Raw genomic sequence first — 25,823 nt, 5'->3', positions numbered from 1 at the left:
GTCCTCGTGCGAACCGCTCCGTACCGTGCGAAAATCGAGGAACGCTTTTCGGCCGACGAACGACGAGCGGTGAGTTTCAGTCCGCGTTCGCCTGCCACTCCCGAACCGTGTCGGGTCCGACGCCGTCCACCGCGTCGGCGAGGGCGTCGGGTTCGGCCTCCTTCAGCGCGCTCACGTCGCCGATACCCGCGTCTTGGAGTTTCTGGGCCGTCTTCTCGCCGATACCCTTCACGGCCTCCAGTTCCGACCCGTTCTGTTGGGCTTGGTACTCGCGGTAGTTGCAGATGGGGCAGCCGAGGTCCCACGGTTCCCTGTCGTCGTCGTAGGTGATGCGTATCTTCGGCAGGTCGTGTTCCTCGCAGGAGTCGTCCGTGACCTCCACGTCGCCCCGGCGCGGGAGGGGAAGCGAGTAGTCGCAGTCGGGGTAGCGCGTGCACCCGACGAGGCGCGACCCGGACCGGAGGCGCTTGATGGCGAGTTCGCCGCCGTGCTCCTCGCCGCACTCCGGACAGGTGCCGATGACCAGGTCCTCCTGTTCGTCGGCCTCCTCGGCCTTGCAGAGCGGACAACCGTGGACGAACGTCTTCCGGCCGGCGAGCATCTTCACGTGGTGCAGTTCGTGTTCGTCGCAGGTGTCCTCCATGATGAGAGGCTTGCCCGTGGAGGGAAGCGGGAGGGTGTACGTGCAGTCTGGGTAGGAGTCACAGCCGATGAAGTACGACCCGCGCCTGCTCTTTCGGATGACGAGATCGCCGCCGCAGTCGGGGCAGGTGCCGACCGTCTTGTCGGCCTTCAGCGACTTCTGGAGGTGTTCGCCCACCTCCTCGCCGGAGGACATCAGCCCCTCGAAGACGTCTTCGAGTATTTCGCGGGACTCGTCGGTCACCCCCTCTAAGGTGGCTTCGCCCCGCGCGATGGCCTGCATGTCCTGCTCCAGTTGCGCGGTCATCTCCTCTGAGACGATGAGTTCCGCGAACTCCTCGCCCGCCTCGACGACGGACCGCGCCAGCCGCGTCGGTTTCGGCGGGTCGCTCTCGATGTAGCCGCGGTCGTACAGCTTCTGGATGACGTCGTGCCGCGTCGCCTTCGTCCCGATGCCCATCTTCTCCATCGTCTCGATGAGGCGGGACTGACCGTACCGCCGCGGCGGTTGGGTCTGCTTGTCCTCGATTCGGGTGTCCGTCACCGCGAGTTCCTCGCCCTCCTCGACGGCGGGGACGAACGACTCGCTGGAGTTGAAGTACGGGTAGACGGCGTGGTAGCCCGCTTCCACGAGGCGCTTGCCGTTGGCCTTCAGAGAGAGGCCGTCGGCGTCCGCGACGACGCGGAGGTGCTCCCACTCGGCGGACTCGGCCACCGTCGCGAAGAAGCGCCGGACGACGAGTTCGTACACCTCCCACTCGTCCTCCGAGAGGTCGGAGGGCGAGGGGAGCTCGCCCGTCGGGTGAATCGGCGGGTGGTCCGTCGTCTCGTTGTCGCCGGCGGTCGGTTCTATCTCCTCCTGTTCGAGCAACGAGTCGGCGTCCTCGCCGAACGTGCGGTGGCCGCTGAACTCCGAGAGGAGCTCCTCGGGGTCTAGATCCTCCGGGTAGACGGTGTTGTCCGTCCGGGGGTACGTCATGTAGCCGGCGGTGTAGAGGTCCTCCGCGATGCTCATCGCTCGCTGGGCGGAGTACCCGATAGAGCCCGCCGCGCGGATGAACTGCGTGGTGTTGAACGGCGCGGGCGGCTCGTCCGTCCGCGTCCGGCGGCGGACCGACTCGACCGTCGCCGCCGCCACGTCTTCGAGCGTCTCGTACGCCGCCTCGGCGTCGTCTCCGTCCCAGACGCGTTCGGCCTCGTTGCCGTCATCGTCCAGATAGAAGTACTGCGACTCGAAGCCCTCGCCGTCCTTCTCCAAGTCGGCGAACAGCTCCCAGTAGTCCTCGGGGTCGAACGCGTCTATCTCGCGTTCGCGGTCCACGATCAGCTTCAGCGTCGGCCCCTGCACCCGGCCGACGGAGATGAAGTCGTCGCCGAGTTGGCGGGCCGAAAGCGAGAGGAAGCGCGTCAGCGCCGCGCCCCACACCAAGTCGATTATCTGCCGCGCCTCGCCCGCGGCCGCGAGGTCGAAGTCGAGTTCGTCGGGGTTCTCGAACGCCTCCGTCACCTCGCGGTCGGTGATGGAGGAGAAGCGAACCCGGTCTACGGGCACGTCCTCGTTGACGTCGCGGACGAGTTCGTACGCCTCCTTGCCGATGAGTTCGCCCTCGCGGTCGTAGTCGGTCGCGATGACGACTCGGCGGGCGCGCCGCGCGAGGCGGCGCAACGCGGCGACGATGTTCTCCTGCGTCGGGTGCTTATCGACGGGTGCGTCGATGAGTTCGACCGGCTCTACGTCTCGCCAGTCGTTGTACTCCGGCGGGAAGTCGACGCCGACGACGTGGCCCGACAATCCGATGCAGCGCTTGCCGCCCCACTTGTAGACGTTCACCCCGTTGACCCGCTCGGCCTCCACGGACTCGCCGCTCAGGATGTCGGCGATACGCCGAGCGGCGTTGTCCTTCTCAGTGATTATCAGTTCCGGGCCGTTGCTCATCGGGCGGCGATATGTGAGGGGGCGGCCTAAACCTTTCGCGCCGAATCCGACGGAAATCGGCCGACAGCGCCGGCGTGCGCGCGAGAACGGGCGTGCGCGCCGGGCGTCGCGTTCGCGCGCACGCGGGAGACAATGGCAACGAAGCCTCTCGGCGTTCGTCTCCGCTCTCCTCGGCGTTTCTCCCCGCGCCGGACGACGCACTGCACCCGCCGGACGATGACGTAGACGGCGACGCCGCCGCACCCCTCGCGGACGAGACTGTCGTCTGAACCGCACAAAAACGTCAACCCGTTTCCGACGGATGATGTCACATGGCACACAGTCCAGACATGCCGGAGCGATTCGTCTGCACGAATTGCCACGCAATCTTCGCCGGAACGCCGGAGGGGCAGGGCGATTCGGCGGACTTCCGCGCGCCCGACACCTGTTCGGCCTGCGGCGAGACGGCGTTCGTCAGCATCGAACGGTTCGTCTACCAGCACCAAAACGAGGGCATCTGAGGGGGCGGCGTCACCGGACGCAGTCCGGTGGCCCGACGAGCGTTGCTCGCTCGTCGACGTCGCCGGCGAACCGCGACCGTCGGAGCGGCGGCTATCTCACTCGTCCAACCGGTCGCGGAGCATCTGGTTCACCGCGCCGGGGTCGGCGCTTCCGCCCGTCTTCTGCATGACCTGTCCGACGAGGAAGTTAATCGCGCCGCCCTCACCCTCGTAGTAGTCCTCCACCGCGTCGGGGTTCTCGTCGATGGCCTCGCCGACGGCGACTTCGACTTCGTCCTCGTCCGCCTTCCCGAGGCCCTCCGACTCGATGACATCGTCGGGGTGCGCGCCCTCGTCGAGCATCTCGCGGAGCACTATCTCCTCGGCGTTCTTCGTCGTGATGTCGCCCGCGTCCACGAGTTCGACGAGTCGGGTGAACTCGTCGAGTCTGTCGTCCACGTCCGTGATGGCCATGTCGCGGTAGTTGAGTTCGCCCAGTAGGTTGTCGGCGACCCACGTCGCGGCCAGGTCGGCGTCGTACCTCTCGGCGACCTCCTCGAAGAAGTCCGCGACTTCCTTCGTGGAGGTGAGCTTCGAGGCGGACTCGGCGTCTAAGCCGTACTCCTCCTCGAACCGGTCGCGGCGGGCGTCGGGGAGTTCCGGGATGGATATCTTCTCCTTCCAATCGGCGACTTCGAGGGGCGGCAGGTCCGCCTCGCGGAAGTAGCGGTAGTCCTTCTCCTCTTCCTTCGACCGCATGGAGACGGTGATGCCGCGCGTCTCGTCCCAGTGGCGCGTCTCCTGTTCGACGGCGCGGCCGCGTTCGATGGCGTTCTTCTGCCGGGTCACCTCGTAGGCGAGGGCCTTCTCCGCTCCCTTGTGACTGGAGATGTTCTTCACCTCGGTGCGGTTGGCCGATTCGAGGGTCTCCTCGGTCAGAGAGCCGTCGTCGGCCATCTCGTCGGCCGGCACCATCGAGATGTTCGCGTCGATGCGGAGCGACCCGTCGCGCGTCGCGTCGAAGACGCCCAGGTATTCGAGGACCTCCTCCAACTTGGCGAGGAAGCCGCGGACCTCCTTGGGACTCCGGAAGTCGGGCTTCGTCACGATCTCCATCAGGGGCGTGCCCGCGCGGTTGTAGTTGACGAGCGTGTAGTCCGCCGTGTCGATGCTGCCGCCCTTGTGCTGGAGGCTCCCGGGGTCCTCTTCGAGGTGGGCGCGTTCGACGCCGATCTCGCGGCGCGTCCCCTCGACGGACACTTCGAGGTGGCCGTCCGAGCAGATGGGCGCGTCGTACTGCGTGATCTGGAAGTTCTTCGGCAGGTCGGGGTAGTAGTAGTTCTTCCGGTGGAACTGGGTGTGTTCGGCGATGTCGGCGTCTAACGCCTTGCCGACCTTCACCGCCGCCTCCACGGCACCTTCGTTCAGGACGGGAAGCGCGCCCGGCAGACCCAGACAGACGGGGCACGTCCGCGTGTTCGGTTCTTCGTCCGCCGCCGCGTCGGTCGAACACCCGCAGAAGATCTTGGTGTCCGTTTCGAGTTGGACGTGGACCTCCAACCCGATGACGGTGGCGAGTTCGCGCTGTTGGAGCGCCTTCGCGGTCATTACGCGGGATTTGACGGCGCACGGCTAAAGACTAACGGGACTCGTCGCGGGGCGGCGGTCACCCGTCCGTGTCGGTGTCGGTGTCCGACCCATCGGCGTCCGTGTCGGTTCCGTCCGAATCGCTGTCTCCGTCGTCGCTGTCCGAATCGCTGTCTCCGTCGTCGCTGTCCGAATCGCTGTCTGAATCGCCGTCCGACTCCGTCCGCGATTCGCCGTGGGCGGTGGTCTCTCCGGACGAGTCCGCCTCCGCCCCGACGTCGACGCCGAGAGAGTACAGGATGATGGGCGGACAGACGTACGCGGCGATAGCCAGCGCCACGAAGAGCGAGTCGACGAAGATGAGCAGTCCGAACCCGGTGAGCGCCGCCGCCGAAGCCGTGTGAATCGCGGTGTGGGTGTACCCTCGGTAGTACTCCCAGAATTCGCGCAGCCACCGGTACGCCGCCGAAACCGGGCCATCGTCGGTTGCTGTCTGCATACGTACGTTTCGGGCGACACGGCGAAGAACCCTCTCCTCGCTCTCGGTGATAAGCCGGCGCTCTGAACGCATCGACCACCACTCACGCCGAACCGCGTCGAAGCGCAAGCTAGTTGTCCCGCGGGCGACGATTCGCGTCCCGATGCGCGACTCTCTCGGCGCGGGTGCCGCAGTCGAGGTACTCAGGGGCGTTCCGTTCGCGTCGCCGCCAGAGCGAACGCTTCACCTCGACCTGTACCGGCCCGCGCCGCCCCGCGGCGACGCCGCTGACGCCCGCCGGGCGGTGGTCGTTCTCGTCTACGGCGGCGAGTGGCGTGAGGGCGACAGGGACGACCTGTCGCGCTTCGGTCTCGCCCTCGCGGAACGGGGGTTCGCCTGCGCCGCCGTCGAGTATCGGGGCAGCGACCACGCCGCCTTCCCCGCGCAGATTCGGGACGTGAAGGCGGCGATTCGCTGGCTCCGGGCGAACGCGGACCGGGCGGGCCTCGACCCGAACCGGGTCGGCGCGTTCGGCCACGCCGCCGGCGCGCACCTCGCCGTCCTCGCCGCCCTCACGCCCGGCCACCCGGAACTCGCGCCGGACGCAGACCACCTCGTCGGCGAGGCGTCGTTCGACGGCGACGGGTCGGCGGACGCCCTCGCCGCCACCGTCGGCGTCGCCGGTCTGTACAACTTCGAGCACACGCCCGAGAGGGAGTCGATACGGTCGCTCCTCGGCGGGTCGCGGTCGGAAGTGCCCGAGGCGTACGAACTCGCCTCGCCCTCGACGCACCTCCGGAACGTGGGCGCGGACGACGCCTCGTCGATTCTCCTCCTGCACGGCGCGGAGGACGACGTGACGCCCTCGATGGCGTCGGAACTGTTCTACGACGGCCTCGAAGCGTCGGCGGGCACCGCCGAGTGCGTCGTCGCGGAGGGCGCGGGCCACGACGTCCACCTCGAACAGTTCGAGTGGACGCTAGCGTGGACCGAGGCGTTCCTCGACCGTCACCTCCGCTGACTCGTCGCCGCGCAGACAGGAACTGTCAAGTTGCGTCTACGTGTCTGACGTACGTTTATGTGACCTCCGACGGGGTATGCACACATGAGTAACAGGGTGGAGGAACTCGAATCGAAGGTTGCGGAACTGCAGGCCGCCGTCAACGGCCTGACGGAGGAGTTGGTGGAGACGAAAGAGCGCGTTCGACTGCTCGAGGACCAAGTGGAAGTGGACCTGAGCACGGGCACGCGCCCGGTCGGTCACGGGTCGCCGTCCGACGGGTCGGCCGACGCCGAACCGGCGGCGGAGTCGAACCAGCAGTCGCGGTCTCAGTCTCAGTCGAAGGCGAAGGCGAAACCGGGCGAGTCGCCCGCCCAGACGGAATCGCGGTCGGAGACGTCGGATAATCCGGGGACCGACGCCGACTTCATCGACGCCGACTCCCAGGAGTTCGACATCGACGACGCCGCAGACGACGAGGATAAGTCGGACGAGGGCCAGAGTGAAGACGAGGCGGACACCACCGACGATTCGGACATCATCGTCGCGTAACCGGGTGCTCCGTCCCTCGCGAGCAACCCATGCACATCAAAGAGCTCGTCCTTGACGGTTTCAAGAGTTTCGGGCGGAAGACCCGAATCCCGTTCTACGAGGACTTCACGGTAGTCACCGGTCCGAACGGCTCCGGCAAGTCGAACATCATAGACGGCGTTCTGTTCGCCCTCGGCCTCGCGCGGACGCGAGGTATCAGGGCCGAAAAACTGACCGACCTCATCTACAACCCCGGTCACGCCGACGGCAGCGACGGCGAGTCGTCCGGCCCCAGAGAGGCCAGCGTCACCGTCGTCCTCGACAACTCCGACGGCAAACTTGACCGGTCGCAGATAGTCAACGCCGCCGGGAGCGACAACGTCGGCGACGCCTCCGAGATACGCGTCAAGCGACGCGTCAAGGAGACGGACGACAACTACTACTCGTACTACTACCTCAACGGTCGGTCCTGCAACCTCTCTGATATCCAGGACCTCCTCTCGCAGGCGGGCATCACCCCCGAGGGGTACAACGTCGTCATGCAGGGCGACGTGACCGAGATTATCAACATGACCGCCTACCAACGGCGGGGCATCATCGACGAGATAGCGGGCGTCGCCGAGTTCGACGCGAAGAAGGAGGACGCCTTCGGGGAACTGGAGGCCGTCGAAGAGCGAATCGACGAGGCCGACCTCCGCATTGAGGAGAAGGAGACGCGCCTCGACCAACTCGAAGACGAACGCGAGACGGCGTTAGAGTACAAGTCGCTCCGCGACGAGAGAGAGGAGTACGAGGGCTACCTGAAGGCCGCCGAACTCGAAGACAAGCGCGCCGACCTCGAACGGACGACGAACCGCGCCGAGAAGAAGGAGGCGAACCTCGAAGACCTCCGGGAGGAACTCGACCAACGGCAGGGTCGCGTCACCCGTCTGGAGGAGGAACTCGACGACCTCACCCGGGAGATAGAGCGGAAGGGCGAAGACGAACAGCTCCGCATCAAATCCGAGATAGAGGAGGTCAAAGGCGAGATAACCCGCCTGGAGACGGCCATCGAGAACGCCGAGGAGCGCATCGATGACGCCGAGAACGAGCGCCGCAAGGCGTTCGTCGAACTCGACCGCAAGCAGGAGAAGATAGACGACCTGGAAGGCGACATCCGCTCTGTCAAAGTCGAGAAGGCGTCGGTCAAATCCGACGTACAGTCGAAGGAGACGGAACTCGCCGAGGTGAAAGCCGAGATAGCGAGCGTCGACACCGAGTACGACGAACTCAAGGCGGAACTCGAAGACCGGAAGTCGCGGCTGGAGGAGTTGAAGACGGCGAAGAACGACCTCCAGCGAGAGAAGGATCGACTGCTGGACGACACGCGCCGTCGCTCCAACGAGATAACCGAGACCCAACGAAAGGTAGAGGAGGTCGAGGAGCGACTGCCCGACCTGAAGGCGAAACTCTCCGACCTCCACTCGGAGCTCGACAAGGCCGAGAAGAACCGCGAGAAGATTCGCGGCGTCGTCGACGACCTGAAAGAGGAACGGGCGGACGTCAAGGACGAACTCGGCGAGGTGGCCGACGAACTGCAACGCAAGCAGTCGCAGTACGCCGAGCTGGAGACGAAAGCCGGACGCGACGGCGACAACTCGTGGCCGCGGTCGGTGACGACGATACTGAACGCCGGCCTCTCCGGCGTCCACGGCACCGTCGGCCAGCTGGGGTCCGTCACCGGCGAGTACGCCACGGCCTGTGAAACCGCGGCGGGCGGCCGCCTCGCGCACGTCGTCGTGGACGACGACGGCGTCGGGTCGTCGTGCATCGACTACCTCAAGTCCCGAAACGCCGGTCGCGCGACGTTCCTGCCCATCACGAAGATGGACGACCGGGGACTGCCACGGAAGCCGAACAACCCGGGCGTCGTGGACTTCGCGCGCAACCTCGTGGAGTACGACGCGCAGTACGAACCCATCTTCTCGTACGTCCTCGGTTCGACGCTCGTCGTCGAGGACATGCAGACGGCGCGGGAGCTGATGGGCGACTTCCGCATGGTGACGCTCGACGGCGACTTGGTCGAGCGTTCCGGCGCGATGACCGGCGGGTCCGGCGGCGGGTCGCGGTACTCCTTCTCGAAGTCCGGGAAGGGCCGCCTCGAACGCCTCGCCGAGGAGATCTCCTCGCTCGAAGACGACCGGCAGAAACTCCAAGCGGAGCTCCGCGACGTGGAGAACGACATCGACGACGCCCGCGAGAAGCTGGCCGACGCGAACGACCGGGTTCGCTCGGTCGAGGCCGACATCGAACGGGCCGAGTCCGAGGTCGAGGAGGCCGAATCCGAGATCGAGAGCCTCCAAGACCGACTCGAAGAGCTCCGCGAGGAGCGCGAGTCCGTGGACGAGGAGATGCGGGAGCTCGACGGGGAGATAGACGAACGCGAGTCGGAGATGGAGGAGGTCCGAGCCGAGATAGACGACCTCGAAGCCGAGCTCGCCGACTCGAAAATTCCGGAGCTCACCTCGCAGGCCGACGAGATCCGCGCCGACATCTCCGACCTCGAAGACCGGATGGACGAGTTGGACGGCCGCCTGAACGAGCTCCAACTAGAGAAGGAGTACGCCGAGGACGCCATCGAGGACCTCAACGAGACGGTCGAGACGGCCCAAGAGAAGAAGGCCGACGCGCGGGAGGTCATCGCGGAGAAGGAGTCCGAAATCGAAGCGCAGGAGTCCGTCCTCGAAGAGAAGCGCGAAGCCGTCGAGGAGCTCGAAGAGGAACTGGCCGAACTGAAGGAGGACCGCCGCGAACTGCAGGACGAACTCCGCGAGGCCAAGTCCGAACGCGACGAGCAGAAGGAGAAGGTCGAACGCGTCGAGTCCGCCCTCCGGAACCTGCGCGAGAGCGCCGAGCGTCTGGAGTGGGAGATAGACGAACTCGCGGCTGAGGTCGGCGAGTACGACCCCGAGGAGATTCCCGACCACGACGAGGTGGAGTCGAACATCGAGCGCCTGACGGCGAAGATGGAGGCGCTCGAACCGGTGAACATGCTCGCCATCGACGAGTACGACGACGTGAAGTCGGACCTCGAAGACCTGCAGGAGCGCCGCGACGTGCTCGTCGAGGAACGAGACGCCATCGAGGAGCGCATCGACCGCTTCGAGTCCCAGAAGAAGGCGACGTTCATGGAGGCGTTCGACGCCATCAACGAGAACTTCACCGAGATATTCGAGCGCCTCTCCGACGGGACGGGCGAACTCCACCTCGAAAACCCCGAGGACCCGTTCGAGGACGGCCTGACGATGAAGGCGCAACCGGGCGACAAGCCCATCCAGCGCCTCAACGCCATGTCCGGCGGCGAGAAGTCGCTGACTGCGCTCGCGTTCATCTTCGCCATCCAGCGACACAACCCCGCGCCGTTCTACGCGCTGGACGAGGTCGACGCGTTCCTCGACGCCGCCAACGCCGAACGGGTCGGCCAGATGGTGGACGACTTGGCGGGACGGGCGCAGTTCGTCGTCGTCTCGCACCGCTCGGCGCTGTTGGAACGCTCCGAACGCGCCATCGGCGTGACGATGCAGGGCGACAACGTCAGCGCCGTCACCGGCATCCAACTCGGTGACGGCGACGGCGGCGACGACGACGGCGGTGACGGCGGCGACGGCGACGGTGACGGAACCGACGCCGAACAGGAGGTTCCGGCGGATGACTGACCCGCGCGACGAAGTGATGCCCGAGGGCGTCGAGGCTCCCGACGAGGACGCGGAAAAGGTCGAACCCGTCGAATTGCTGGTCCAACTCGCCGAAGAGGGCGAGATAGACCCGTGGGACATCGACGTGGTGGACGTGACCGACGCGTTCCTCGACCGCCTCGACTCGACGGACCTCCGAACGTCCGGGCGAGCGCTGTTCTACGCCGCGGTCCTCCTGCGGATGAAGAGCGACGCGCTGCTCGAACCCGACGAGGAACCGGAGGAGGAACTCGAACCGTGGGAGGCGGCGCTGGAGGGCCCCGACGGCCCGATGGCCGGCGGCGACGAGGGCGACGCACCCGGATTCGACCCGGTGGACGCCTTAGAGGAGGAGATGGACCGCCGCCTCGACCGGAAGCACGCCCGCGGGTCGCCGGAGACGCTGGACGAACTCGTCCGCGAACTCCGCGACGCCGAACGCGGGTCGTGGTGGAAGCGCCGCCGCGAGTACGACACCTCGAACTCCCCGCGGGGCTACCAGCGCGGCACGCAGACGCTCGATTACCGAAGCGCCGACGACTTCCGCGACGACGACGAACCGTCGGCGGCGGACGTCACCGACACCGCCCACACCGAGGACATCGAGTCCTCCATCCGCGAGGTGGAGGCGGCGCTGCGCGAACAGTACGCCAACGGCCGCGCTGAGGTGCTTTTCCGCGAGATTCGGGCGGCCACGGAGACGCCCGTGACGACGTACCTCTCGCTTCTGTTCCTCTCGCACCGGGGGACGGTGCGCCTCCAACAGGACGACCTGTTCGGCGACCTGTGGGTGCAGGACCCCGACGCCGTAGAAGAGGAGGACGCCGCGGGCGGCGGCGACGAGGACGAGGACGAACCGGTCGAAGCGATAGCGGACTGAGTGCTCCGCTCCGGCCCGCGCCTTAGAAGTCGCCGTTGATCACGTCGGCGACGCGTTGCCGGTCGAACAACTGTTCCTCCGCGGGCACGTCCGGGTAGGGTTCGCCGTTCGCGTACCCGGGCCACTCGCCGAAGACGTCGGGGTACAGTTGCTTCGCGCCCATCTCTATCTGGAACAGGTTCATGATGGGGCCCTGATAGCGCATCCCGGCGGGGTACACCCAGTCGTTCTTCACAGCGGTCAGTTTGCTCCCGACGGGGTGGTCCCGAAGCGACGCCAGCGTGTCCTCCATGTTGTAGTTGGGCGTCATCCCCCAGAGGTGGAGGATGACGTCCGGATCCGCCTCCAGCATCGTCTCGTAGTCCACCGTCCCCCAGAGGCTTCCCCAGTCCTTCTCTGCGAACGCGTCGTTCGCGCCGAGGGGCCGGGTGTCGGCCAGCCAGTAGCCGGGCTTGTTCAGGTGATACGTGTAGAACGTGTCGCTCTCCGCCGCGAGGGTGACGCGGACGGCCGTCGGACGCTCCTCCTTCGGCGGGAGCGACTCCCGAATCGAGGAGACGAGTTCCTCGTGGACGGACGCCAGCGCCTCGTACCGCTTCCGTTCCTGGAACACGTCGGCGACGTTGCCGAACAGATCCCAGAGCGTGTAGTACTCGTAGTCGTACCCCTCGGGCGGGGCCGCCCGCGTTCCGCTGTAGAAGTTACCGAACCACGGGGCGACTTGGGAGGACACCTCCTCGACGTCGCCGGAGTCCCAGTTGTCCTGCGTCGACGCCCACGCCGGGTCCGCGAGGTGAACGTCGCTGTCGAGTTCGAAGAGCAGTTCCTTGCGCAGTCCCTCGCTCAGGGGGTCCGACAGCCCCTTCCACTCGAAGGAGACGCCGTCTAAGTGGTGGTAGTAGTGGTTCATCGTCGTCCCGGACATCTCCGGGACGTACACCGAGTTGACCTTCTCCCCGTGCCCGAGGGCGACGGCCATGTCGGCGTACTGCGGGAAGACGGTGAAGACGCGTTCGGGGACGCCGTCGAACTCGACGGTCCCCATCGGCTTCATCGACGCCGAGTGCGACCCCTCGCTCCCCCCGGCGGTCGATTCGCTCGTCTCCGTCGCCGAACCGCCCCCGCCCGTCTCGGGCGCGTCCGTCGAGTCGCCGGTCCCATCGCCCGTACACCCGGCCACGAGGCCGGCACCGGCGAGCGCGGCGGTTCGGCGCAGATACGTCCGTCGCGTAGGCGCGTCGGTCATGTCGTTTTAGGCAACCCTAAACGGGGCTAAATTACTTTTGGTTTGCCTAAACGGACGCGTCGCGCCGAACGCCCCCGGCGACCGTTAGTCGACGTACTCGCCGATGAGGGGGTCTAAGTCCGCCTTCGTCTCCTCGGAGATGGCGTCGTCGGGCGTGTTTATCGTCCCCTCCAGCGAGGAGTGGCAGTCGCACTCGTGGTCCTCGGGGAGGGCGCGGATGGCCGCCTCCACCGTCTCTTTGATGGCCGTCTCGTTGGCGGCGGCGTTCTCCAACACCTCTTCGAGGGTCACCTCGGAGTCCTCTTTCCAGACGTCGTAGTCGGTGACGCCCGTCACCGTCGCGTAGGACATCTCCGCCTCGCGGGCGAGTTTCGCCTCCGGGATGGTCGTCATCCCGATGACGTCCCACCCCTGTTCGCGGTAGAACTCGCTCTCGGCGCGTGTGGAGTACTGCGGCCCCTCGATGCAGACGTACGTCCCGCCGCGAACCACGTCGGCGTCCGCCGCCTCCTCCGCCGCGTCGGCTATCACGTCGGCGAGTTCCGGGCAGTACGGTTCGGCGAACGGTTGGTGGACGACGACGCCCTCGTCGAAGAACGTCAGGTCGCGGTGCTTCGTCCGGTCGTATATCTGGTCGGGGATCACGAGGGTCTGCGGCGGCAGGTCCTCGCGCAGACTGCCGACGGCGTTGCTGGCGATGACGTGGGTCACGCCCAGTTCCTTCAGGGCGTAGATGTTCGCGCGGTACGGGAGCGTCGTCGGCGAGTGCTGGTGGTCCGGGCCGTGCCGCGGGAGGAAGACGATCTCGCGGCCGGTGTCGCCGAACTCGCCGACGACGGCGGGCGCGGAGGGGTCGCCGTAGGGCGTCTCGACGTCGACTTCGCGCGTCTCCTGCAGGGGCAGGGCCTCGTAGATACCGCTGCCGCCGATGAATCCGATGGTCATACCCGAACGTCGGGCGGTCGGAACAAAACCGTGGCGAGTTCCGACGGGTTCGGGAGGGCGGCGCGCGGCGGGGCGGCGACGAACGGGGACCGGAGGACGGGCGACTACAGGAGGACGCCCGATTCGAGCAGTGCGATGGTGAGCGTCAGCGTCGGAACGCTGACCAGCGTCGTCACGAAGACGGCGGTGGAGACGAACTCGGCGACGGGGACGCCCGACACGTCGCCCTCCGCGAACTCGCCGACGAGGATGAGGGGCGTCACCGCGGCGGGCATGGCGCACTCCAAGACGAACGTCCGACCGACGGTCGGGTCGGCGAACCCGACGACGAGGGCGATGGCGACGCCCACCGCCGGCGCGGCGGCCATCTTCAGCACCGTCACGACGCCGACTTCCGAGAGCGTCGACCCCACGTCCGTCTTCGCCAGTTGGACGCCGAGGATGAGCAACATCAGCGGAATCGAGGAGTCGCCGACGAGTTTCAGCGTCTCCATCGCCGTCGACCCCGCCGGGGGGACGACGCCCGCCCACCGCGCCAGCAAGGCGGCGACGACGGCGTAGACGAGCGGTATCTTGAACACGCGCTTCACGCCTTCGAGCCCGCTGTTTCCGCCGCCGCGGGAGGCGATGTAGACGCCGAGCGTGTAGATGAGGACGCTCTGCACCGACAGGAAGAGCACGGCCGTCGAACGGCCCGTCGCCCCGAACGCGAAGTTCGAGACGGGGATGCCGTAGTTACCGGAGTTCGGGAACGCCGCGACGAGGACGAGTGCGCTGAGAAGCGGGTCGCGTTCGCCGAACAGGCGGCCCGCGCCCTCCGCGAGCAGAATCATCACGAGGTGGTAGGCGGTCACGGCGACGGCGACTTCGACGAGCGTCGAACGCGCGAGGGAGGTGGTGGCGAGGCTGTGGAAGACGAGTGCCGGCGCGAGGACGTAGACGACGACGGTGTTCATGGAGTCCGTCTCGACGTCCGTCGCGCGCCCGAGGACGAACCCGACCGCGCCCACGGTGACGATGGGGAGAATCGCCGTCGCGAAGATAGAGAGGAGTGCCACGCCGGAACCGACTCCCGCCGCCCCTTCAAACGCTTCGGAGACGGCGCGGCTTACCGCGTCAGCGGACGCTCGCGAGACGGTTCAGGACCGTTCGCCGTCCGCTTCGTCTCGCTCGGCTTTCGCCGCCTCGTACCGCGCGCGAACCGCCTCGAACAGGTCGCGCCCGAGTGAGGTCCGCAGTCTCGGCTCCGCCGTGGCGAAGAACTCGTCTAACCGGTCGTACGCCCCGAAGTGCGGGTTCTCGGCGTCGGGGTCGTACCGCCCATCCCTCTCGTAGACGACCGCCTGCAGGCACATGTCCAACAGGTCCATGTCCTTGACGAACCGGGCCGTCTCCGTCTCCCGCGCCTCGTACTCCTCCCACGCGTCGCGGAGGTCAGCCGAGAACGGGCCGAGGAGGTCGGCTATCGCCGCGCGTTCGCGGCGTTCCTTCTCCTCGGGGTCGGGCGTCTCCGCCTCGGGGTCCGCGCGCGTCGCCGCGTCGCCGGTGCGGGCCTCCGCAGCGTCGTGGAGGACAGCCAGACGCACCGCTCTGTCGGGGTCTACGCCCTCGGCGCGGTCGGCGAAGCAGAGACAGAGGTGGGCGACGCCCCACGAGTGGGCGGCGACGGACTCGGGGTCGGAGACGTCGCGGAGTTGCCACCCGGTGCGGCGTTCGTCCTTCAGGCCGTACGTTTCGAGGAGGGCGTCCAGATCCGACTCGCGGTCCGTCGGAGACACGGGTTCCTCAGGCGTCGTCGTCTTCGAGGAGTCGCCACGCGCCGTCGTCCGCCGTCTCGACGTACCCGCGGCGTTCCATCTCGCTCATGACTTCGCCCATCCGGTTCGGTTGGGCTATCTCCATCTCGATTCGGTCCACGTTGTGGTACTCGGAGAGGTAGTGTCGGACGTCCTCGACCTCGAACGTCTCCTCGTCGGCCTTCTCCATGACGCCGGAGACGAGGTCTATCATGTCCTCGATGAAGTTCCACGGGTAGACGACCCACGCCCACTCTTCGAGGCGTTCGCCGACGAAGTCGGGATCGAACTCGCTCGTCTGCAGGAGTTGGAGCGTCGCGGTCCGAACCTCGCCCGCGTTGCGGTCGGTCACGTACTCGTAGGCGTGGTGGATGGACCCCCCGGTGTCGGCGATGTCGTCGATGATGAGCACGTCTTTGCCCTCGACGCTGCCCTCCGGCATCGGGTACCGGACTTCGGGTTCGCCCGACTTCTGGGCCGTCCCCACGTAGTGTTCCATCTTCAGGCTCGTCAGGTCGTCCATCCCGAGGAAATCGCAGATGCACCGCCCCGCGAACCACCCGCCGCGCGCCAACGCGACGATGACGTCCGGTTCGAACTCGGACGCCTTCACGGCGTCGCTCACGTCCCGGCAGAGACCGTAGATGTACTCCCAGTTCGTGATGGTGCAGTTAAACTCGTCGGGGAGGTCGCCCATGGACTTCGTTCACCAGTTCGTACAGGGCGGGTGTCCCCCTTTAACGTGTCCGTCTGGCCGCGGGTTCGGTACGCTAGCGCACGGAGATTCGCCGTTCGACGTCGGACCGCCCATCCCATCGATACTCTTATACTACCGTGGTATGTGTTAACTTACCGAATAGATCGCCATGCACACCTGCAACAACTGCGACGAGTTCGTGAGTCCGGATTTCGTGAGAGTGTTCGGCGACGAGGACGGCCGCGTGTTCGGTTGTCCGTCGTGTGCGACCACTGCGGACCTGCAGGCGGGGAAGGCGTCGAGTCCGGCCCCCTCGGCCGGACCGCCTTCCCCGTAGGCCGGCCGCCTCCATCTCGCCGTCCGACCGCCGGGATTGATGAGAGGGAGGTTCCTTGACCCCTGCATGCAGACGCGTCGAACCCTCCTCGTGGACGCCTTCGCCGACGAACCGCTATCGGGCAACGCCGCCGGCGTCGTCCCCGAGGGGTCGGACCTGACAGAGTCGCAGATGCGCGCCGTCGCCCGGGAACTCGCGGTTAGCGAGACGGCGTTCGTCCTCCCCTCGGGGACGGCGGACCGACGCCTCCGGTACTTCTCCCCGACGCAGGAGGTGGACCTCTGCGGCCACGCGACCATCGCCGCCCACGCCCACCTGTTCGAGGAGGGCGCTATCGACGCCGGCGACCACACCGTCGAGACGAACGTCGGCGCCCTCGACGTCGAAGTCGAGTCGGACGGAACCGTCTGGATGACGCAGAACGCCGCGCGCGTCGAACCGGTCGACGTCGAGTACGAACGCCTCGGCGCGGCCCTCGGCATCGACCCCGAGGCCCTCCGCGACATCGGACAGGACGCGCCCGTCGCCGTCGCCTCCACGGGCCTCCCCTTCCTCGTCGTCCCGGTCAACTTCCTCGAACACCTCGGCAACGCCGACCCGGACTTCGCCGCCGTCGAGGAACTCGCCGCCGAGTACGACGCCGCGGGCGTCTACGCGTTCACCTTCGACGTCCTCGACGGCGACGCGACGCTTCACGCCCGCGCGTTCGCGCCCGGCATCGGCGTCCCCGAGGACCCGGCCACCGGCACCGCCGCCGGCGCGTGCGGGGCCTACCTCCGACAGGCGAACGCGTTCGACGAGACGCCTGAGGAGATGGTCTTCGAACAGGGCCACTTCGTCGATAGGCCGGGCCGGATTCGCGTCCGGGCGGGCGAACGGGTTCGCGTCGGCGGACGAGGGGTCACCGCCCTCGACGGGACGCTCGCCGTCCCGCCCTCGGACGACGACGACATCGTGGTCGCTTGAACTTTCAGCCTCTCGTTTGCATCGTCTGATTACCGGGGTGATACTTATGTCGCATACAGTTCAAGGAACCTATATGAACTGCGGCTCTGACCCCCGCGTCGACGATAGGTTCGCCGCTTTCGCGGACGTCTCTCGACGAATCGTCCTCTCTACGCTCTGCGAGCGGTCGTCGTCGGACGAAGACGAAGCGCCGCGGGCCAGCGTCGAGACGTTGGTCGCGGCGCTCGTTTCCGAGGACGGACGGGAAGAACTGGCCGACGGCGGTATCCCCGAGCGACCGGCGTCGCCCACGGACGCGAAGATAGAGCTCACCCACGTCCACATCCCCGGGCTCGAACGCGCGGGACTCGTCGAGAGCGACGACGAGGAGGTTCGCCTCGCGGTCGAACCCGAGGTGGTCGAACAGGGCCTCGAACTCGCACAGCAGTTCGAACGGGCGGACTGAACGGGACCGTCGGTCCCCTCGAACCCGTCTGCCCGCGTTCGCCGACCGAGCGCTCTTTTGCGTTCACGCCTGCACCCCTTCCATGGACGACCACGCCGACCCCGAGTCCTTCGACCGCCGGACCCCCGGTCTGAACTACCTCGCGTTCACGCCGTCTCGCGTTCCACGCCGTCTCGCGCGAACAGGTCGATTCGCTCACGGCGGGCGTCAGAGAACGCGCGGACGCGACCGTGTCGTACGAGGACCGCCATCCCTTCGCCGGCGGCTACTACGCGCTCTACTGCGAGGACTCGGATGGGATAAAAGTCGAAGTGGTCGCCCGGAGTGACGGTTCGCGCCGCGGACCCGTTCGACGGGTACCGACCGACGATTCAGCCGATGTACCGCAGGTCGTCGTCGGTCGGCATCCCCTGCTGTTGGTTCTGCATCTCCTGGATCTTCCCGACGACTTCCTTCATCTCCTCGGCGCGTTCCTCCAGCGAGTCGTACCCCACCTCGAAGCCGGCGGCCTCCTCCAGTACTTCGAGGACGGCCTGCGCGCTCGTGGGGTCCACGAGGTAGCCGCTGGTCTCGCCCATGAGGCAGGCGACGTCGAGTCCCCGCCGTTCGCCGAGGCCGAGGAGCAGACCGCTGACGCCGACGATTCCGCCCGCGGGTTCGTCCTCGCGGAACTCCACGCCCGCGTCCTCCAGTCGCGCTATCGCGTCCTCGCGGGTCACCGCCCCGAGGACGGCGGGGTCGTCCACCAGTTCGCCCGTCGGCACGCCGCCGAGGGCGAACCCGCGTTCGACGCCGAACTCCTCGGCGACGTCGAGGAACGCGTCGGTGAGGTGGTAATGTCCCGAGTTCGACTGCGCTTGGTGGTCGCCCGTCAGAACGAGGAGATCGCGGTCACCCGCGTCGACGGCGTAGAACTCCGCGTTCGCCAGTTCGGCGACGCCGTCGTCGTCGATAGACACCTGCGGCGGGAACTCGTCGGCGTACACGCGGCGGACGAGCTCGCTGTCTAACTCTTCGAGAAGATGTTCGACGGCGAGCTTGCCGACGTGCCCCACCCCGGGAAGCCCTTCGACGAGGACGGGGTCCCGGAGTTCCGGGTCCGCCACCGTCTCGACTTCGATTTCGTTCATAGCCGTGTTACCGGTCGCTTCGCTTAAAGGACCGTCGGTACTCTCCGTAGGGGTCTTCGGGGTTGAACGGCGCGGGCGCGCTGTTTTCGGTGTCGGCGCCGCAGTCGGGACAGGCCGCAGAAAGCGTGTACACCGGGCGGTCGTGACGAGTGCGCCACGCGCCGCAGACCCGGATGTCCGACTTCATCCTACTCGTCGTCTTCGTTGCGTTCGCGGTGGAACTCCGCGGTTCCGCCGGACGCCTCGATGGAGTCCGCCGCCCGCGCGGCGGCGTCTTCGAGCGCCGTCTCCGCCGTCTTGTAGTCGGGCGCGCGCACCTTGATTCGGTACTCGGGCGACCCGACGTACGTGACGGAGAGCTCTATCTCCTCGGGGATGTCCTCCCCCTCGGCGGCTTTCAGCGCCTCCTTGATGTCGTCGACGCCGTCGCCGGCGGGACACCGAAGGTCGACGTACCCCGTGACGTTGACGTACGGGACGGAGACGTTCTGACGGGCCGTCTCCACTATCGCCTCGACTTCCTCGTCGTCCAAATCGACGTCTTCGAGCGCTTCGGCGCCGTGGATGGCCGCCTGTTCGAAGCCGTCGTACAGGGTCTCGTACTCCGCGAGCAGGGCGTTCGCGACGGAGCTGTACTGCTCGTCGGAGACGTCCTCGCCGAAGGCGATGCTCATCCACTTGTCCGCCTTCTGCTCGTTTTTCCACTCCTGGATCTTCTCTTTGCGCTGGTGCTCGTTGACGTCCTTGATAGAGAGGTCTATCTGCTGAGAGCCTGTGTCGACGTCGAGCACCTTCGCGACCACCGTCTGTCCCTCGCGTACGTGGTCGCGGACGTTCTTGATCCAGCCGCTGGCGACCTCGCTGATGTGGGTGAGGCCGCGCTTGTTCTCGTACTCTTCGAGGTCGATGAAGACCCCGAAGTCGGCGATTTCGTCGACTTTTCCCACGACGAGTTCGCCTTTGTCGGGCCAGCCGCTGTACTTCATATGTAAATACCTCCGGAGGGGAGCTTACGCCTCGGTCGTGCGACGTTCGACGGTGTCGACAACTTCGCCGCGGATGTCGGCCTTCCCGCCGGTCGGGGTGGCGAGCGTGGTGCCGCAGACGGCGCAGTTGACGACGGACGATGCCTTACCGAAGACGACCTGTTCGTTGTCGCAGTCGGTGCACTGGACGAGATAGTAGTTTCCGGCCATCGTTTACTCCTGGAACTCCAGACGGCCTGCGCGCCATCCCTTCCGCATGTGGGCCTTCCCACACTCGGAGCAGATGTACTTCAGGTGCGTCTTCTTCGTCGGCTTGTCGCCACCGGGCACCTTCGAGAACTTCCCCGCGTTCCCGATGGTGGACTCGCCGCGCTTCTCCTGACGGGCGGCCCACTTCATCCCGGTCTGACGGCCCGAGCGGACCTTCTCGACTTCGTGTTCCTCGTGCGCTTTACAGTGGGGACAGTACGTGTTGAACCGGCGTGGCATCTGCATAGATATCGACCTTACGCGAAGTTCGGCATGGCCCGTTAAAACCCGTTTGGTTCGCGTCGGTCCCCGGACGGTTCCGTGGGGCCGAATGGCACGCCTCTCGCCCGCGGCGACGACCGCGACGGCGGCGAGCCATCTCCGAAGCCGTTAAGCCCCGACTGGGCAAAACGTCGCCGTATGAAGAAGCTCATCATCCGCGGCGATCCCGGCATCCGGCGCAACGCGATCATCGAAGTGGACGGTGAGGAAGTGGTCTGCTTCTCCATCGACCGACAGGGCGACTGGCACGGTCCGGACCGCGTCCAGTTGTGGTGCACCGTCGGCACGGAGGAGGAAAGAGAGACGTTCGACCGCCGCGAGTACGTCCCCCACTTCCTCGACGTCAACGCCGTAGACGCCGAGGCCGTAGACGTCATCTCGAAGCGCGGCGCCTAACTTTCGGTCGCTCCCGCCCCCGACCGCGACGCTCACGCGGACTCGTTCTCGGTCGCCGACCCGCCGGACGCGCCCGGTAGCCGGTCGGGGTGAACCTCGTATATCGTGACGGAGCCCGACCGGTGGGCCACCGTCACGCCCTCCATCTCGAAGGAAACGTCGCCGTAGCGGTGTCTCTCGCTCGGTCCGACCCAGATGTACCGCACGTCGTACTCGCGGAACAGGTCCGCGCGGGTCTCCGCGTCGCCCGTGAACATCGCGTCCACGTCGCGGACGCGGTCGTAGTACACCTCGTCGCCGCGGTAGCCGACTTCGTGCGCCCACCCCGCGACGGAGGGGACGCCGGTGAGCGACGACGCGGCGCTGGCGTTCCAGTTGTACATCACCCTCGTCCGCCCGTCGTTCCCGCCGGGGTAGTAGTGCGTCCCCGGCGCTTCCAACAGCGTGGGCGTCCCCTCCCGTTTATCGAGCCAGTCGATGGCCGCCGCCTGTTCGGGGTGGTACGTCTCGACGAACTGCGTCGCGTCCAGCGTCGTCCCGCCGGGCGGCCCCTGCTGGAAGTGGTTACCGAGGGCCATCACGCCGTAGACGGACGTGGAGGCGACGAGGGCGACGACGAACGCGGCGGCGGCGAACCGCCGCCACGGGACGCGCCCGCCGTCGGTGGCGACGGATCCCGCCCGCGACCGTACGTCGCGGGACGCTGTCTCACGGGCCGCCGAACTCCGTTCGGCGACGTCGCTCGCGGCGTCGGACGCCGAAGCCGGGACGCCCCGAACCAGCGACGGGAGGACGACGCCCATCGCCGTCGCCCAGAGCATCCACACCTGCATGTACGTCTTGAACACGGTGTTCATGCGCCCCGGCCCGGCCTGTTCGCTCACGTAGACGAGTTCGACGAGCGTGACGATGCCCGCCCCGCCGACTATCAGGACCGTCTCGTACCCGACGGGGCGGTCGGTCCGCAGGGCGACCCACCCGAAGACGAGGAGGGGGACGACCACCGCGAGGGCGGCGAAGCCGATTTCGAGGGCGACGAACGCGGCGGCGGCGAGTGCGCCGACGACGTACGCCGGCCGTTCGACGCGGAGGCGCGCGAGGAGGTACGCGCCGAAGGCGGCGATGAACGCGCCGTGGACGAACAGCAACCCGCCGAACCCGCTCCGCATCTCCGGGCCGAGGAGTTCGATCGAGCGTCCGCCCGCGCCCGTTGCCGCGCCGAAGAGGAACGGCGACGCGAGGGCGACGGCGACGACGGCGGCGACGCCGACGGCGACGAACGCCGACGCGACGCGCGTCGCCTCCGCGGCGAGTCGAGAGCGAGACGCGGCGCGGCGACCGACCGCCCCCACGCCCGGGAGGAGCGACCACGGCGCGGCGGGGGCGAAGGCGACGGCCAACCACGCCAGACCGAGGACGCTCGGGAAACTCCACGTGTTGTGGACGGCCTGCCACGACGCGACGAGGGGCACCGCACCGAAGACGAGCGCGCGCCGCCGGCGGCGGTTCGCGTCGGGCGTCCGGTAGTACGCGAACCCGACGGCGGCCGCGAGGAGGAGAAACGGCGTCCCCGTCATGTGCGCGTGCAGGTCGCCGTTCAACCACGCGAACAGGGGGAACTCGTTGATCGTCCCCGGGATGACGCGGCTCGCGCTCCAGTAGGAGAACGACCCCGCGCCCGCGAGGACGTCGGACACCGCGTACTCGGTCTGCTCTGCGATCAACTCGGCGGCGGTCCGTTGGAGATCATCCGGCAACGCCAGGAGCGCGAAGCGACCCATCGTGACGAGGTTGCTCGCGAACCCGACGAAGAACGCCGCGAACAGGCCGGCGATTCGACGGGGGACGCCGCGTTCCGCGCCGATCGCGCCGGCGAGTTCGAAAGCGGCGGTGACGACTGCGCCGTAGAACCCCGCGAGGGCGAGGTTGTACGCGAAGCGCGGTTCCGTCCCGCTGAGCCACGAGAGGAGCGTGGTCATCAGGTGGCCGCCGTAGTAGTACTTCACCGGTTCGCCCGCGAACCAGAAGTCCTCCGGCGGGAGCGTCGAGGAGCGTTCGAGCGTCTTCAGGAGGCCGAAGTCGAGGAACTTCTCGCCGCCGGCGGGGAACACCGCGGGGTCGAACGCCCTGATCGCGACGACGAAGAGGAACGCCGCGGTGAACACGGCGAAGGCGTCTCCCGCGGCCCTGACGTCGATATCGACGGCGAGATCCGCGCGCCCGTCGCGGAGGGCGTCGGCGTCGAACGCCGCGAGGGCGGCGGCGACGAGGAGGGCGACGACGCCCGCGGCGAGGGCTATCGGACCGAACGAGATCTGACCGACCCAGTAGGCGGGCACCGTCAGTACGAGGAGGGCGGCGGGGAGAGCGAGTCCGGCCCCTCGCCCCGCGGCGTCGGGGAGGAGGCGGGCGGCGAGTGGCAGTCCCGCCGCGAACAGTACGGCGTAGAGGACCAACCAGCGGATGACGAGGGCGTACTCCATCGCGTTCTATAGGTCAGAGGGCGGCCACGGTGCATACACTTTATGATGCGTTCGACGATGGCACGGCCGCCGAGGGACTCGCGGGGCGGCGTGTCGTCTCGTCCGTCCGTTTTGCAAGAGGGCGGAAGTAACGGTTCGTTTTTTACCCCGAAGGCGGTATGGGTCTCCAATGAACCGTACCGTCGGGGTCGTGGTGCCCGCGTACCGGCCCGACCCGGAACGCCTCCTCTCGTACGTACGTTCCCTCGACGACCAGTTGACCCCCGAACTCGTCCGAATCGAACTGGACGACCCCCGCCCGAAGGTCCTCGCCCACCTCCGCGACGCCCCCGAGTTCGTAACCGTGAACGCCGTCGCCGACCGCCGCGGGAAGGGTGCAGCAATCACCGCCGGATTCGAATCGCTCGCGTCGGAGGTGGACGTCCTCGCCTTCGCCGACGCGGACGGTAGCACGCCGGCCGACTCGTTCGCGGACGTCGTCGCCCCCGTCGCGGACGGCGACGCCTCCCTCTCCGTCGGGTCGCGGCGACACCCGCGCGCGGACGTCGCCTCCCACCAGACGTTCGCCCGGCGACGCCTCGGCGACGGGTTCGCGTGGTTGGCGCGGCGACTCCTCGACGTGGGTCTCTACGACTACCAGTGCGGCGCGAAGGCCATCGCCTCGGACGCGTGGGTAGAGGTCCGCGACCACCTGTACGATCCGGGGTTCGCGTGGGACATTGAACTCATCGCCGTCGCCGACGCCCTCGACTACCGCGTCGCCGAGGTGCCGGTCCGCTGGGAGGACCGGCCGGGTTCGACCGTCTCGCCGGTCGAGACGACGTTCCGCCTCGCCCGCGGCCTCCTCCTCTCGCGGCACCGCGCCCGCATCATCAGTGAGGATCGCGTCCACGAACTGTTGGAGACGACGCGGACGGACAGGCCGACTCTCGTGAACCGTCTGACCGACTCCGTCGAGGCGACAGAGGCCGACTGAGGATGAGCAATCGCTCGCTAGACGCCCTCTTCTCGGGCGTTCGCTTCGGCAAGTTCGTCTCCGTCGGTGCGGTGGGCGCAGTCTTCGACATGACGACGACGACGGCGCTCATCGTCCTCCTCGGCGTCCTCGGCGAGTACGCGAAGCTCGTCGGCGCGGAAGTCGCCATCGTCGTCATGTTCGTCATCAACGAGAACTGGACGTTCGCCGACGAGGGCGCGGGCGGAACGCTCCCGACGGTTCGGCGCTTCCTCACGTCGAATCTCGTCAGAAGCGGCGGCCTCGCCCTCCAGTTCCTCATCGTCCGGTCGCTTCGCCAGATCGACCTCTCGGTCGTCCTGTTCGGCTTCGACTTCTGGCAGGTCATCCCGATTCCGATCGCGATAGCCGCCTCGATGCTGGTGAACTACGTCGCCGAGAGCACGTTCACGTGGCGCATCTCACGGCCGTGACGAACGGTGGAAATTAGCATACGGCGCCCGAAACATAACCCTTAACCGTCAGCCGGAGTTTGAACCATGTAGCGGGATGGGATAGCCAGGAGATTCCGCCGGGCTCATAACCCGGAGATCGGTAGTTCAAATCTACCTCCCGCTACTTCTCTCCGACAGTCACCAACCGAACGCCGAGTCTCGTCTCGGCGTAGAATCGTGACTGTCGGTGCGAGTAACATCGAGTAGATTTGAATCGGGGAGCGAACGGACGTGAGCGACCGAGGTTGAAATCTCCCTCCCGCTATGGTTTACCGAACACGACCCCTTTAAGCGCCGAATTTTCGCGTCTCGCGGTCGTAGAACGGTTATCCTGCCAGACGCCGTACGTCTACACTTGACTACTAGTGAATCGGTCGAATCGACCGCGTCCGGGATATTCGCCGTCGGCGTCGTGCTGGCCGTCCTCGTCGGGGCGGCGGTGTTCGGCTACGGCCTTCTGCTGGTCCCCGTGTCGGCCCTCGGGGGCGGTTGGATCGCGGCTATCGGTCTCTCGTAGGTCCTATCGGCGCTGTTGGCGACCGAAGGGGTCGGTGACCGCCTCGGCCTCTCGTCGGCGAGCCGACGTACCCTGTCGCTGTCGTTCGCCGCCCTCGCGGTGGTCCTGCTGGTCGCGTTCGTCGTCGTCAACTTTGCGTCGGTCGGCCCCGGGACGGAAACGAGCGGGTAGAGACGCCGTACACCCACGGGAGAGTCGCTCAGAACCCGATTTGGTTGCCCGACGACCGGTCGTACTCCTGCGCCGCGCCGAGATTTTCGAACGCGTAGTCGTCGTCGGTCAACAGCACGGACCCGTCCTCGACGGTCACGTCGATAGTCTCCAACACCGCGCCCTCGCAGGGGCCGAAGTCACAGACTCCCGAGTCGCGTTCGAACGTCGCACCGTGTTTCTGGCAGACGAGTTCGCCGTTTCGGACCAGCGCACCGGCCCCCTTGTCGAGTCGCACGTCCGTCCAGTGGGGGCAGTAGTTCGAGAACGCCACGATGGCCCCGTCGTCGAGGCGGGTGAGAATCGCTTCCGTCCGGTCGCCGCCCTCCGAGACGGTGAAGAGAAGCGTGCCGTCCTCGGGCACGTCGTCGGCGGCGACGATTCGGCGCGAGTCGTCCATACCGGCCTTCCGAGTCGGTGTCTTCAAAAGCTGACGGTCTTCG

General features: G+C 67.1%; 28 protein-coding genes and 1 tRNA gene. 14 read left to right on the top strand and 15 right to left on the bottom strand.

What is annotated here, in order from left to right; genetic code table 11:
* Positions 1-76: 76 nt before the first annotated feature.
* Complete coding sequence (locus ACFQEV_RS15895) at positions 77-2,578, bottom strand: DNA topoisomerase I (RefSeq protein ID WP_379698114.1); 2,502 nt, start codon at positions 2,576-2,578, stop codon at positions 77-79.
* Between the two features lie 311 nt (positions 2,579-2,889).
* Here ACFQEV_RS15895 and ACFQEV_RS15890 point away from each other — a divergent pair, with 311 nt between their 5' ends.
* The gene (locus ACFQEV_RS15890; RefSeq protein WP_379698112.1) at positions 2,890-3,078 is read left to right on the top strand and encodes a hypothetical protein; all 189 of its coding nucleotides are present in this window, start codon (positions 2,890-2,892) and stop codon (positions 3,076-3,078) included.
* A gap of 96 nt (positions 3,079-3,174) precedes the next feature.
* On the opposite strand, the gene gatB is transcribed toward ACFQEV_RS15890, so the two are convergent.
* Both gatB and ACFQEV_RS15880 read right to left on the bottom strand, forming a co-directional pair.
* Positions 3,175-4,665 (bottom strand): Asp-tRNA(Asn)/Glu-tRNA(Gln) amidotransferase subunit GatB, encoded by a 1,491-nt coding sequence (gatB, locus tag ACFQEV_RS15885; protein WP_379698110.1) that lies wholly within the window; start codon positions 4,663-4,665, stop codon positions 3,175-3,177.
* Positions 4,666-4,723: 58 nt separating this feature from the next.
* Positions 4,724-5,143 (bottom strand): hypothetical protein, encoded by a 420-nt coding sequence (locus ACFQEV_RS15880; RefSeq protein WP_379698108.1) that lies wholly within the window; start codon positions 5,141-5,143, stop codon positions 4,724-4,726.
* A 142-nt stretch (positions 5,144-5,285) separates the two neighbouring features.
* Between ACFQEV_RS15880 and ACFQEV_RS15875 the strand changes: the two genes are divergently transcribed.
* From ACFQEV_RS15875 to ACFQEV_RS15860, 4 genes are all read left to right on the top strand, one after another.
* Complete coding sequence (locus ACFQEV_RS15875) at positions 5,286-6,143, top strand: prolyl oligopeptidase family serine peptidase (protein WP_379698106.1); 858 nt, start codon at positions 5,286-5,288, stop codon at positions 6,141-6,143.
* 84 nt (positions 6,144-6,227) lie between these two features.
* Positions 6,228-6,674: a DUF7518 family protein gene (locus ACFQEV_RS15870; protein ID WP_379698103.1), complete on the top strand. Its 447-nt coding sequence runs from the start codon at positions 6,228-6,230 to the stop codon at positions 6,672-6,674.
* Between the two features lie 29 nt (positions 6,675-6,703).
* Positions 6,704-10,348 carry a chromosome segregation protein SMC gene (gene smc, locus ACFQEV_RS15865; protein ID WP_379698100.1) on the top strand — a complete coding sequence of 1,215 codons (3,645 nt, stop codon included), beginning with the start codon at positions 6,704-6,706 and terminating at the stop codon, positions 10,346-10,348.
* Positions 10,341-11,246 carry a segregation/condensation protein A gene (locus ACFQEV_RS15860; protein WP_379698098.1) on the top strand — a complete coding sequence of 302 codons (906 nt, stop codon included), beginning with the start codon at positions 10,341-10,343 and terminating at the stop codon, positions 11,244-11,246. The genes smc and ACFQEV_RS15860 overlap by 8 nt, the downstream gene beginning before the upstream one ends.
* 22 nt (positions 11,247-11,268) lie before the next feature.
* Here ACFQEV_RS15860 and ACFQEV_RS15855 read toward each other — a convergent pair whose 3' ends face one another.
* The 5 genes from ACFQEV_RS15855 to ACFQEV_RS15835 all read right to left on the bottom strand — a co-directional run bounded on the left by ACFQEV_RS15855 (position 11,269) and on the right by ACFQEV_RS15835 (position 15,930).
* Entirely contained in the window at positions 11,269-12,492 is a 1,224-nt protein-coding gene (locus ACFQEV_RS15855) for an ABC transporter substrate-binding protein (RefSeq protein WP_379698095.1), read from the bottom strand.
* A gap of 84 nt (positions 12,493-12,576) precedes the next feature.
* The gene (gene mtnP / locus ACFQEV_RS15850) at positions 12,577-13,437 is read right to left on the bottom strand and encodes an S-methyl-5'-thioadenosine phosphorylase (protein ID WP_379698092.1); all 861 of its coding nucleotides are present in this window, start codon (positions 13,435-13,437) and stop codon (positions 12,577-12,579) included.
* Positions 13,438-13,541: 104 nt separating this feature from the next.
* Positions 13,542-14,495, bottom strand: coding sequence for an AEC family transporter (locus tag ACFQEV_RS15845; protein ID WP_379698090.1), 954 nt, complete (start codon positions 14,493-14,495; stop codon positions 13,542-13,544).
* 81 nt (positions 14,496-14,576) lie between these two features.
* On the bottom strand, positions 14,577-15,215 hold the full coding sequence (locus ACFQEV_RS15840) for an HD domain-containing protein (protein WP_379698088.1): 639 nt from the start codon (positions 15,213-15,215) through the stop codon (positions 14,577-14,579).
* Positions 15,216-15,222: 7 nt separating this feature from the next.
* Positions 15,223-15,930, bottom strand: coding sequence for a phosphoribosyltransferase (locus ACFQEV_RS15835; RefSeq protein WP_379698085.1), 708 nt, complete (start codon positions 15,928-15,930; stop codon positions 15,223-15,225).
* Positions 15,931-16,099: 169 nt separating this feature from the next.
* On the opposite strand from ACFQEV_RS15835, the gene ACFQEV_RS19940 reads away from it, so the two are divergent.
* From ACFQEV_RS19940 to ACFQEV_RS15825, 3 genes are all read left to right on the top strand, one after another.
* On the top strand, positions 16,100-16,267 hold the full coding sequence (locus tag ACFQEV_RS19940) for a DUF7563 family protein (protein ID WP_464391782.1): 168 nt from the start codon (positions 16,100-16,102) through the stop codon (positions 16,265-16,267).
* Positions 16,268-16,333: 66 nt separating this feature from the next.
* On the top strand, positions 16,334-17,233 hold the full coding sequence (locus tag ACFQEV_RS15830) for a PhzF family phenazine biosynthesis protein (protein WP_379698082.1): 900 nt from the start codon (positions 16,334-16,336) through the stop codon (positions 17,231-17,233).
* Positions 17,234-17,306: 73 nt separating this feature from the next.
* The gene (locus ACFQEV_RS15825) at positions 17,307-17,678 is read left to right on the top strand and encodes a DUF7344 domain-containing protein (protein WP_379698079.1); all 372 of its coding nucleotides are present in this window, start codon (positions 17,307-17,309) and stop codon (positions 17,676-17,678) included.
* Positions 17,679-18,049: 371 nt separating this feature from the next.
* Here ACFQEV_RS15825 and ACFQEV_RS15820 read toward each other — a convergent pair whose 3' ends face one another.
* Genes ACFQEV_RS15820 through ACFQEV_RS15800 form a run of 5 tightly spaced genes read right to left on the bottom strand, consistent with a single transcriptional unit; the run spans position 18,050 to position 20,289 of the window.
* The gene (locus tag ACFQEV_RS15820) at positions 18,050-18,808 is read right to left on the bottom strand and encodes a proteasome assembly chaperone family protein (protein WP_379698077.1); all 759 of its coding nucleotides are present in this window, start codon (positions 18,806-18,808) and stop codon (positions 18,050-18,052) included.
* 7 nt (positions 18,809-18,815) lie between these two features.
* Positions 18,816-18,995 (bottom strand): RNA-protein complex protein Nop10, encoded by a 180-nt coding sequence (locus ACFQEV_RS15815; protein WP_379698075.1) that lies wholly within the window; start codon positions 18,993-18,995, stop codon positions 18,816-18,818.
* Between the two features lies 1 nt (position 18,996).
* Entirely contained in the window at positions 18,997-19,794 is a 798-nt protein-coding gene (locus tag ACFQEV_RS15810; RefSeq protein ID WP_379698072.1) for a translation initiation factor IF-2 subunit alpha, read from the bottom strand.
* A 24-nt stretch (positions 19,795-19,818) separates the two neighbouring features.
* Positions 19,819-20,004, bottom strand: a complete 186-nt coding sequence (locus ACFQEV_RS15805; RefSeq protein WP_379698069.1) for a 30S ribosomal protein S27e — start codon at positions 20,002-20,004, stop codon at positions 19,819-19,821.
* A gap of 3 nt (positions 20,005-20,007) precedes the next feature.
* Entirely contained in the window at positions 20,008-20,289 is a 282-nt protein-coding gene (locus ACFQEV_RS15800) for a 50S ribosomal protein L44e (RefSeq protein WP_379698067.1), read from the bottom strand.
* A 174-nt stretch (positions 20,290-20,463) separates the two neighbouring features.
* On the opposite strand from ACFQEV_RS15800, the gene ACFQEV_RS15795 reads away from it, so the two are divergent.
* Positions 20,464-20,721 (top strand): HAH_0734 family protein, encoded by a 258-nt coding sequence (locus ACFQEV_RS15795; protein WP_379698065.1) that lies wholly within the window; start codon positions 20,464-20,466, stop codon positions 20,719-20,721.
* Between the two features lie 32 nt (positions 20,722-20,753).
* On the opposite strand, the gene ACFQEV_RS15790 is transcribed toward ACFQEV_RS15795, so the two are convergent.
* Positions 20,754-23,204 (bottom strand): DUF2298 domain-containing protein, encoded by a 2,451-nt coding sequence (locus ACFQEV_RS15790; protein WP_379698063.1) that lies wholly within the window; start codon positions 23,202-23,204, stop codon positions 20,754-20,756.
* Between the two features lie 169 nt (positions 23,205-23,373).
* Here ACFQEV_RS15790 and ACFQEV_RS15785 point away from each other — a divergent pair, with 169 nt between their 5' ends.
* From ACFQEV_RS15785 to ACFQEV_RS15765, 5 genes are all read left to right on the top strand, one after another.
* Positions 23,374-24,180: a glycosyltransferase gene (locus tag ACFQEV_RS15785; protein WP_379698060.1), complete on the top strand. Its 807-nt coding sequence runs from the start codon at positions 23,374-23,376 to the stop codon at positions 24,178-24,180.
* A 2-nt stretch (positions 24,181-24,182) separates the two neighbouring features.
* Positions 24,183-24,632, top strand: a complete 450-nt coding sequence (locus ACFQEV_RS15780) for a GtrA family protein (protein ID WP_379698058.1) — start codon at positions 24,183-24,185, stop codon at positions 24,630-24,632.
* Between the two features lie 70 nt (positions 24,633-24,702).
* Positions 24,703-24,777: transfer RNA gene (locus tag ACFQEV_RS15775), tRNA-Met, on the top strand.
* A gap of 231 nt (positions 24,778-25,008) precedes the next feature.
* Positions 25,009-25,170 carry a hypothetical protein gene (locus ACFQEV_RS15770; protein WP_379698056.1) on the top strand — a complete coding sequence of 54 codons (162 nt, stop codon included), beginning with the start codon at positions 25,009-25,011 and terminating at the stop codon, positions 25,168-25,170.
* A gap of 15 nt (positions 25,171-25,185) precedes the next feature.
* Positions 25,186-25,341 (top strand): hypothetical protein, encoded by a 156-nt coding sequence (locus tag ACFQEV_RS15765; RefSeq protein ID WP_379698054.1) that lies wholly within the window; start codon positions 25,186-25,188, stop codon positions 25,339-25,341.
* A 28-nt stretch (positions 25,342-25,369) separates the two neighbouring features.
* On the opposite strand, the gene ACFQEV_RS15760 is transcribed toward ACFQEV_RS15765, so the two are convergent.
* Entirely contained in the window at positions 25,370-25,780 is a 411-nt protein-coding gene (locus tag ACFQEV_RS15760; RefSeq protein ID WP_379698051.1) for a Rieske (2Fe-2S) protein, read from the bottom strand.
* Between the last annotated feature and the right edge of the window lie 43 nt (positions 25,781-25,823).

It is taken from the genome of Halopelagius fulvigenes (genome assembly GCF_042662625.1).
Classification (GTDB): domain Archaea; phylum Halobacteriota; class Halobacteria; order Halobacteriales; family Haloferacaceae; genus Halopelagius; species Halopelagius fulvigenes.
The sequence above is the reverse complement of the archived record's forward strand: the minus strand, read 5'-3'. Positions and strand labels throughout refer to the sequence as shown.

Coding starts and splice junctions, on each gene's coding strand:
- ACFQEV_RS15895 (WP_379698114.1), bottom strand. CDS start 2,578: ATGAGCAACGGCCCGGAACTGATAATCACTGAGAAGGACAACGCCGCT.
- ACFQEV_RS15890 (WP_379698112.1), top strand. CDS start 2,890: ATGGCACACAGTCCAGACATGCCGGAGCGATTCGTCTGCACGAATTGC.
- gatB (WP_379698110.1), bottom strand. CDS start 4,665: ATGACCGCGAAGGCGCTCCAACAGCGCGAACTCGCCACCGTCATCGGG.
- ACFQEV_RS15880 (WP_379698108.1), bottom strand. CDS start 5,143: ATGCAGACAGCAACCGACGATGGCCCGGTTTCGGCGGCGTACCGGTGG.
- ACFQEV_RS15875 (WP_379698106.1), top strand. CDS start 5,286: ATGCGCGACTCTCTCGGCGCGGGTGCCGCAGTCGAGGTACTCAGGGGC.
- ACFQEV_RS15870 (WP_379698103.1), top strand. CDS start 6,228: ATGAGTAACAGGGTGGAGGAACTCGAATCGAAGGTTGCGGAACTGCAG.
- smc (WP_379698100.1), top strand. CDS start 6,704: ATGCACATCAAAGAGCTCGTCCTTGACGGTTTCAAGAGTTTCGGGCGG.
- ACFQEV_RS15860 (WP_379698098.1), top strand. CDS start 10,341: ATGACTGACCCGCGCGACGAAGTGATGCCCGAGGGCGTCGAGGCTCCC.
- ACFQEV_RS15855 (WP_379698095.1), bottom strand. CDS start 12,492: ATGACCGACGCGCCTACGCGACGGACGTATCTGCGCCGAACCGCCGCG.
- mtnP (WP_379698092.1), bottom strand. CDS start 13,437: ATGACCATCGGATTCATCGGCGGCAGCGGTATCTACGAGGCCCTGCCC.
- ACFQEV_RS15835 (WP_379698085.1), bottom strand. CDS start 15,930: ATGGGCGACCTCCCCGACGAGTTTAACTGCACCATCACGAACTGGGAG.
- ACFQEV_RS19940 (WP_464391782.1), top strand. CDS start 16,100: ATGCACACCTGCAACAACTGCGACGAGTTCGTGAGTCCGGATTTCGTG.
- ACFQEV_RS15830 (WP_379698082.1), top strand. CDS start 16,334: ATGCAGACGCGTCGAACCCTCCTCGTGGACGCCTTCGCCGACGAACCG.
- ACFQEV_RS15825 (WP_379698079.1), top strand. CDS start 17,307: ATGAACTGCGGCTCTGACCCCCGCGTCGACGATAGGTTCGCCGCTTTC.
- ACFQEV_RS15820 (WP_379698077.1), bottom strand. CDS start 18,808: ATGAACGAAATCGAAGTCGAGACGGTGGCGGACCCGGAACTCCGGGAC.
- ACFQEV_RS15815 (WP_379698075.1), bottom strand. CDS start 18,995: ATGAAGTCGGACATCCGGGTCTGCGGCGCGTGGCGCACTCGTCACGAC.
- ACFQEV_RS15810 (WP_379698072.1), bottom strand. CDS start 19,794: ATGAAGTACAGCGGCTGGCCCGACAAAGGCGAACTCGTCGTGGGAAAA.
- ACFQEV_RS15805 (WP_379698069.1), bottom strand. CDS start 20,004: ATGGCCGGAAACTACTATCTCGTCCAGTGCACCGACTGCGACAACGAA.
- ACFQEV_RS15800 (WP_379698067.1), bottom strand. CDS start 20,289: ATGCAGATGCCACGCCGGTTCAACACGTACTGTCCCCACTGTAAAGCG.
- ACFQEV_RS15795 (WP_379698065.1), top strand. CDS start 20,464: ATGAAGAAGCTCATCATCCGCGGCGATCCCGGCATCCGGCGCAACGCG.
- ACFQEV_RS15790 (WP_379698063.1), bottom strand. CDS start 23,204: ATGGAGTACGCCCTCGTCATCCGCTGGTTGGTCCTCTACGCCGTACTG.
- ACFQEV_RS15785 (WP_379698060.1), top strand. CDS start 23,374: ATGAACCGTACCGTCGGGGTCGTGGTGCCCGCGTACCGGCCCGACCCG.
- ACFQEV_RS15780 (WP_379698058.1), top strand. CDS start 24,183: ATGAGCAATCGCTCGCTAGACGCCCTCTTCTCGGGCGTTCGCTTCGGC.
- ACFQEV_RS15760 (WP_379698051.1), bottom strand. CDS start 25,780: ATGGACGACTCGCGCCGAATCGTCGCCGCCGACGACGTGCCCGAGGAC.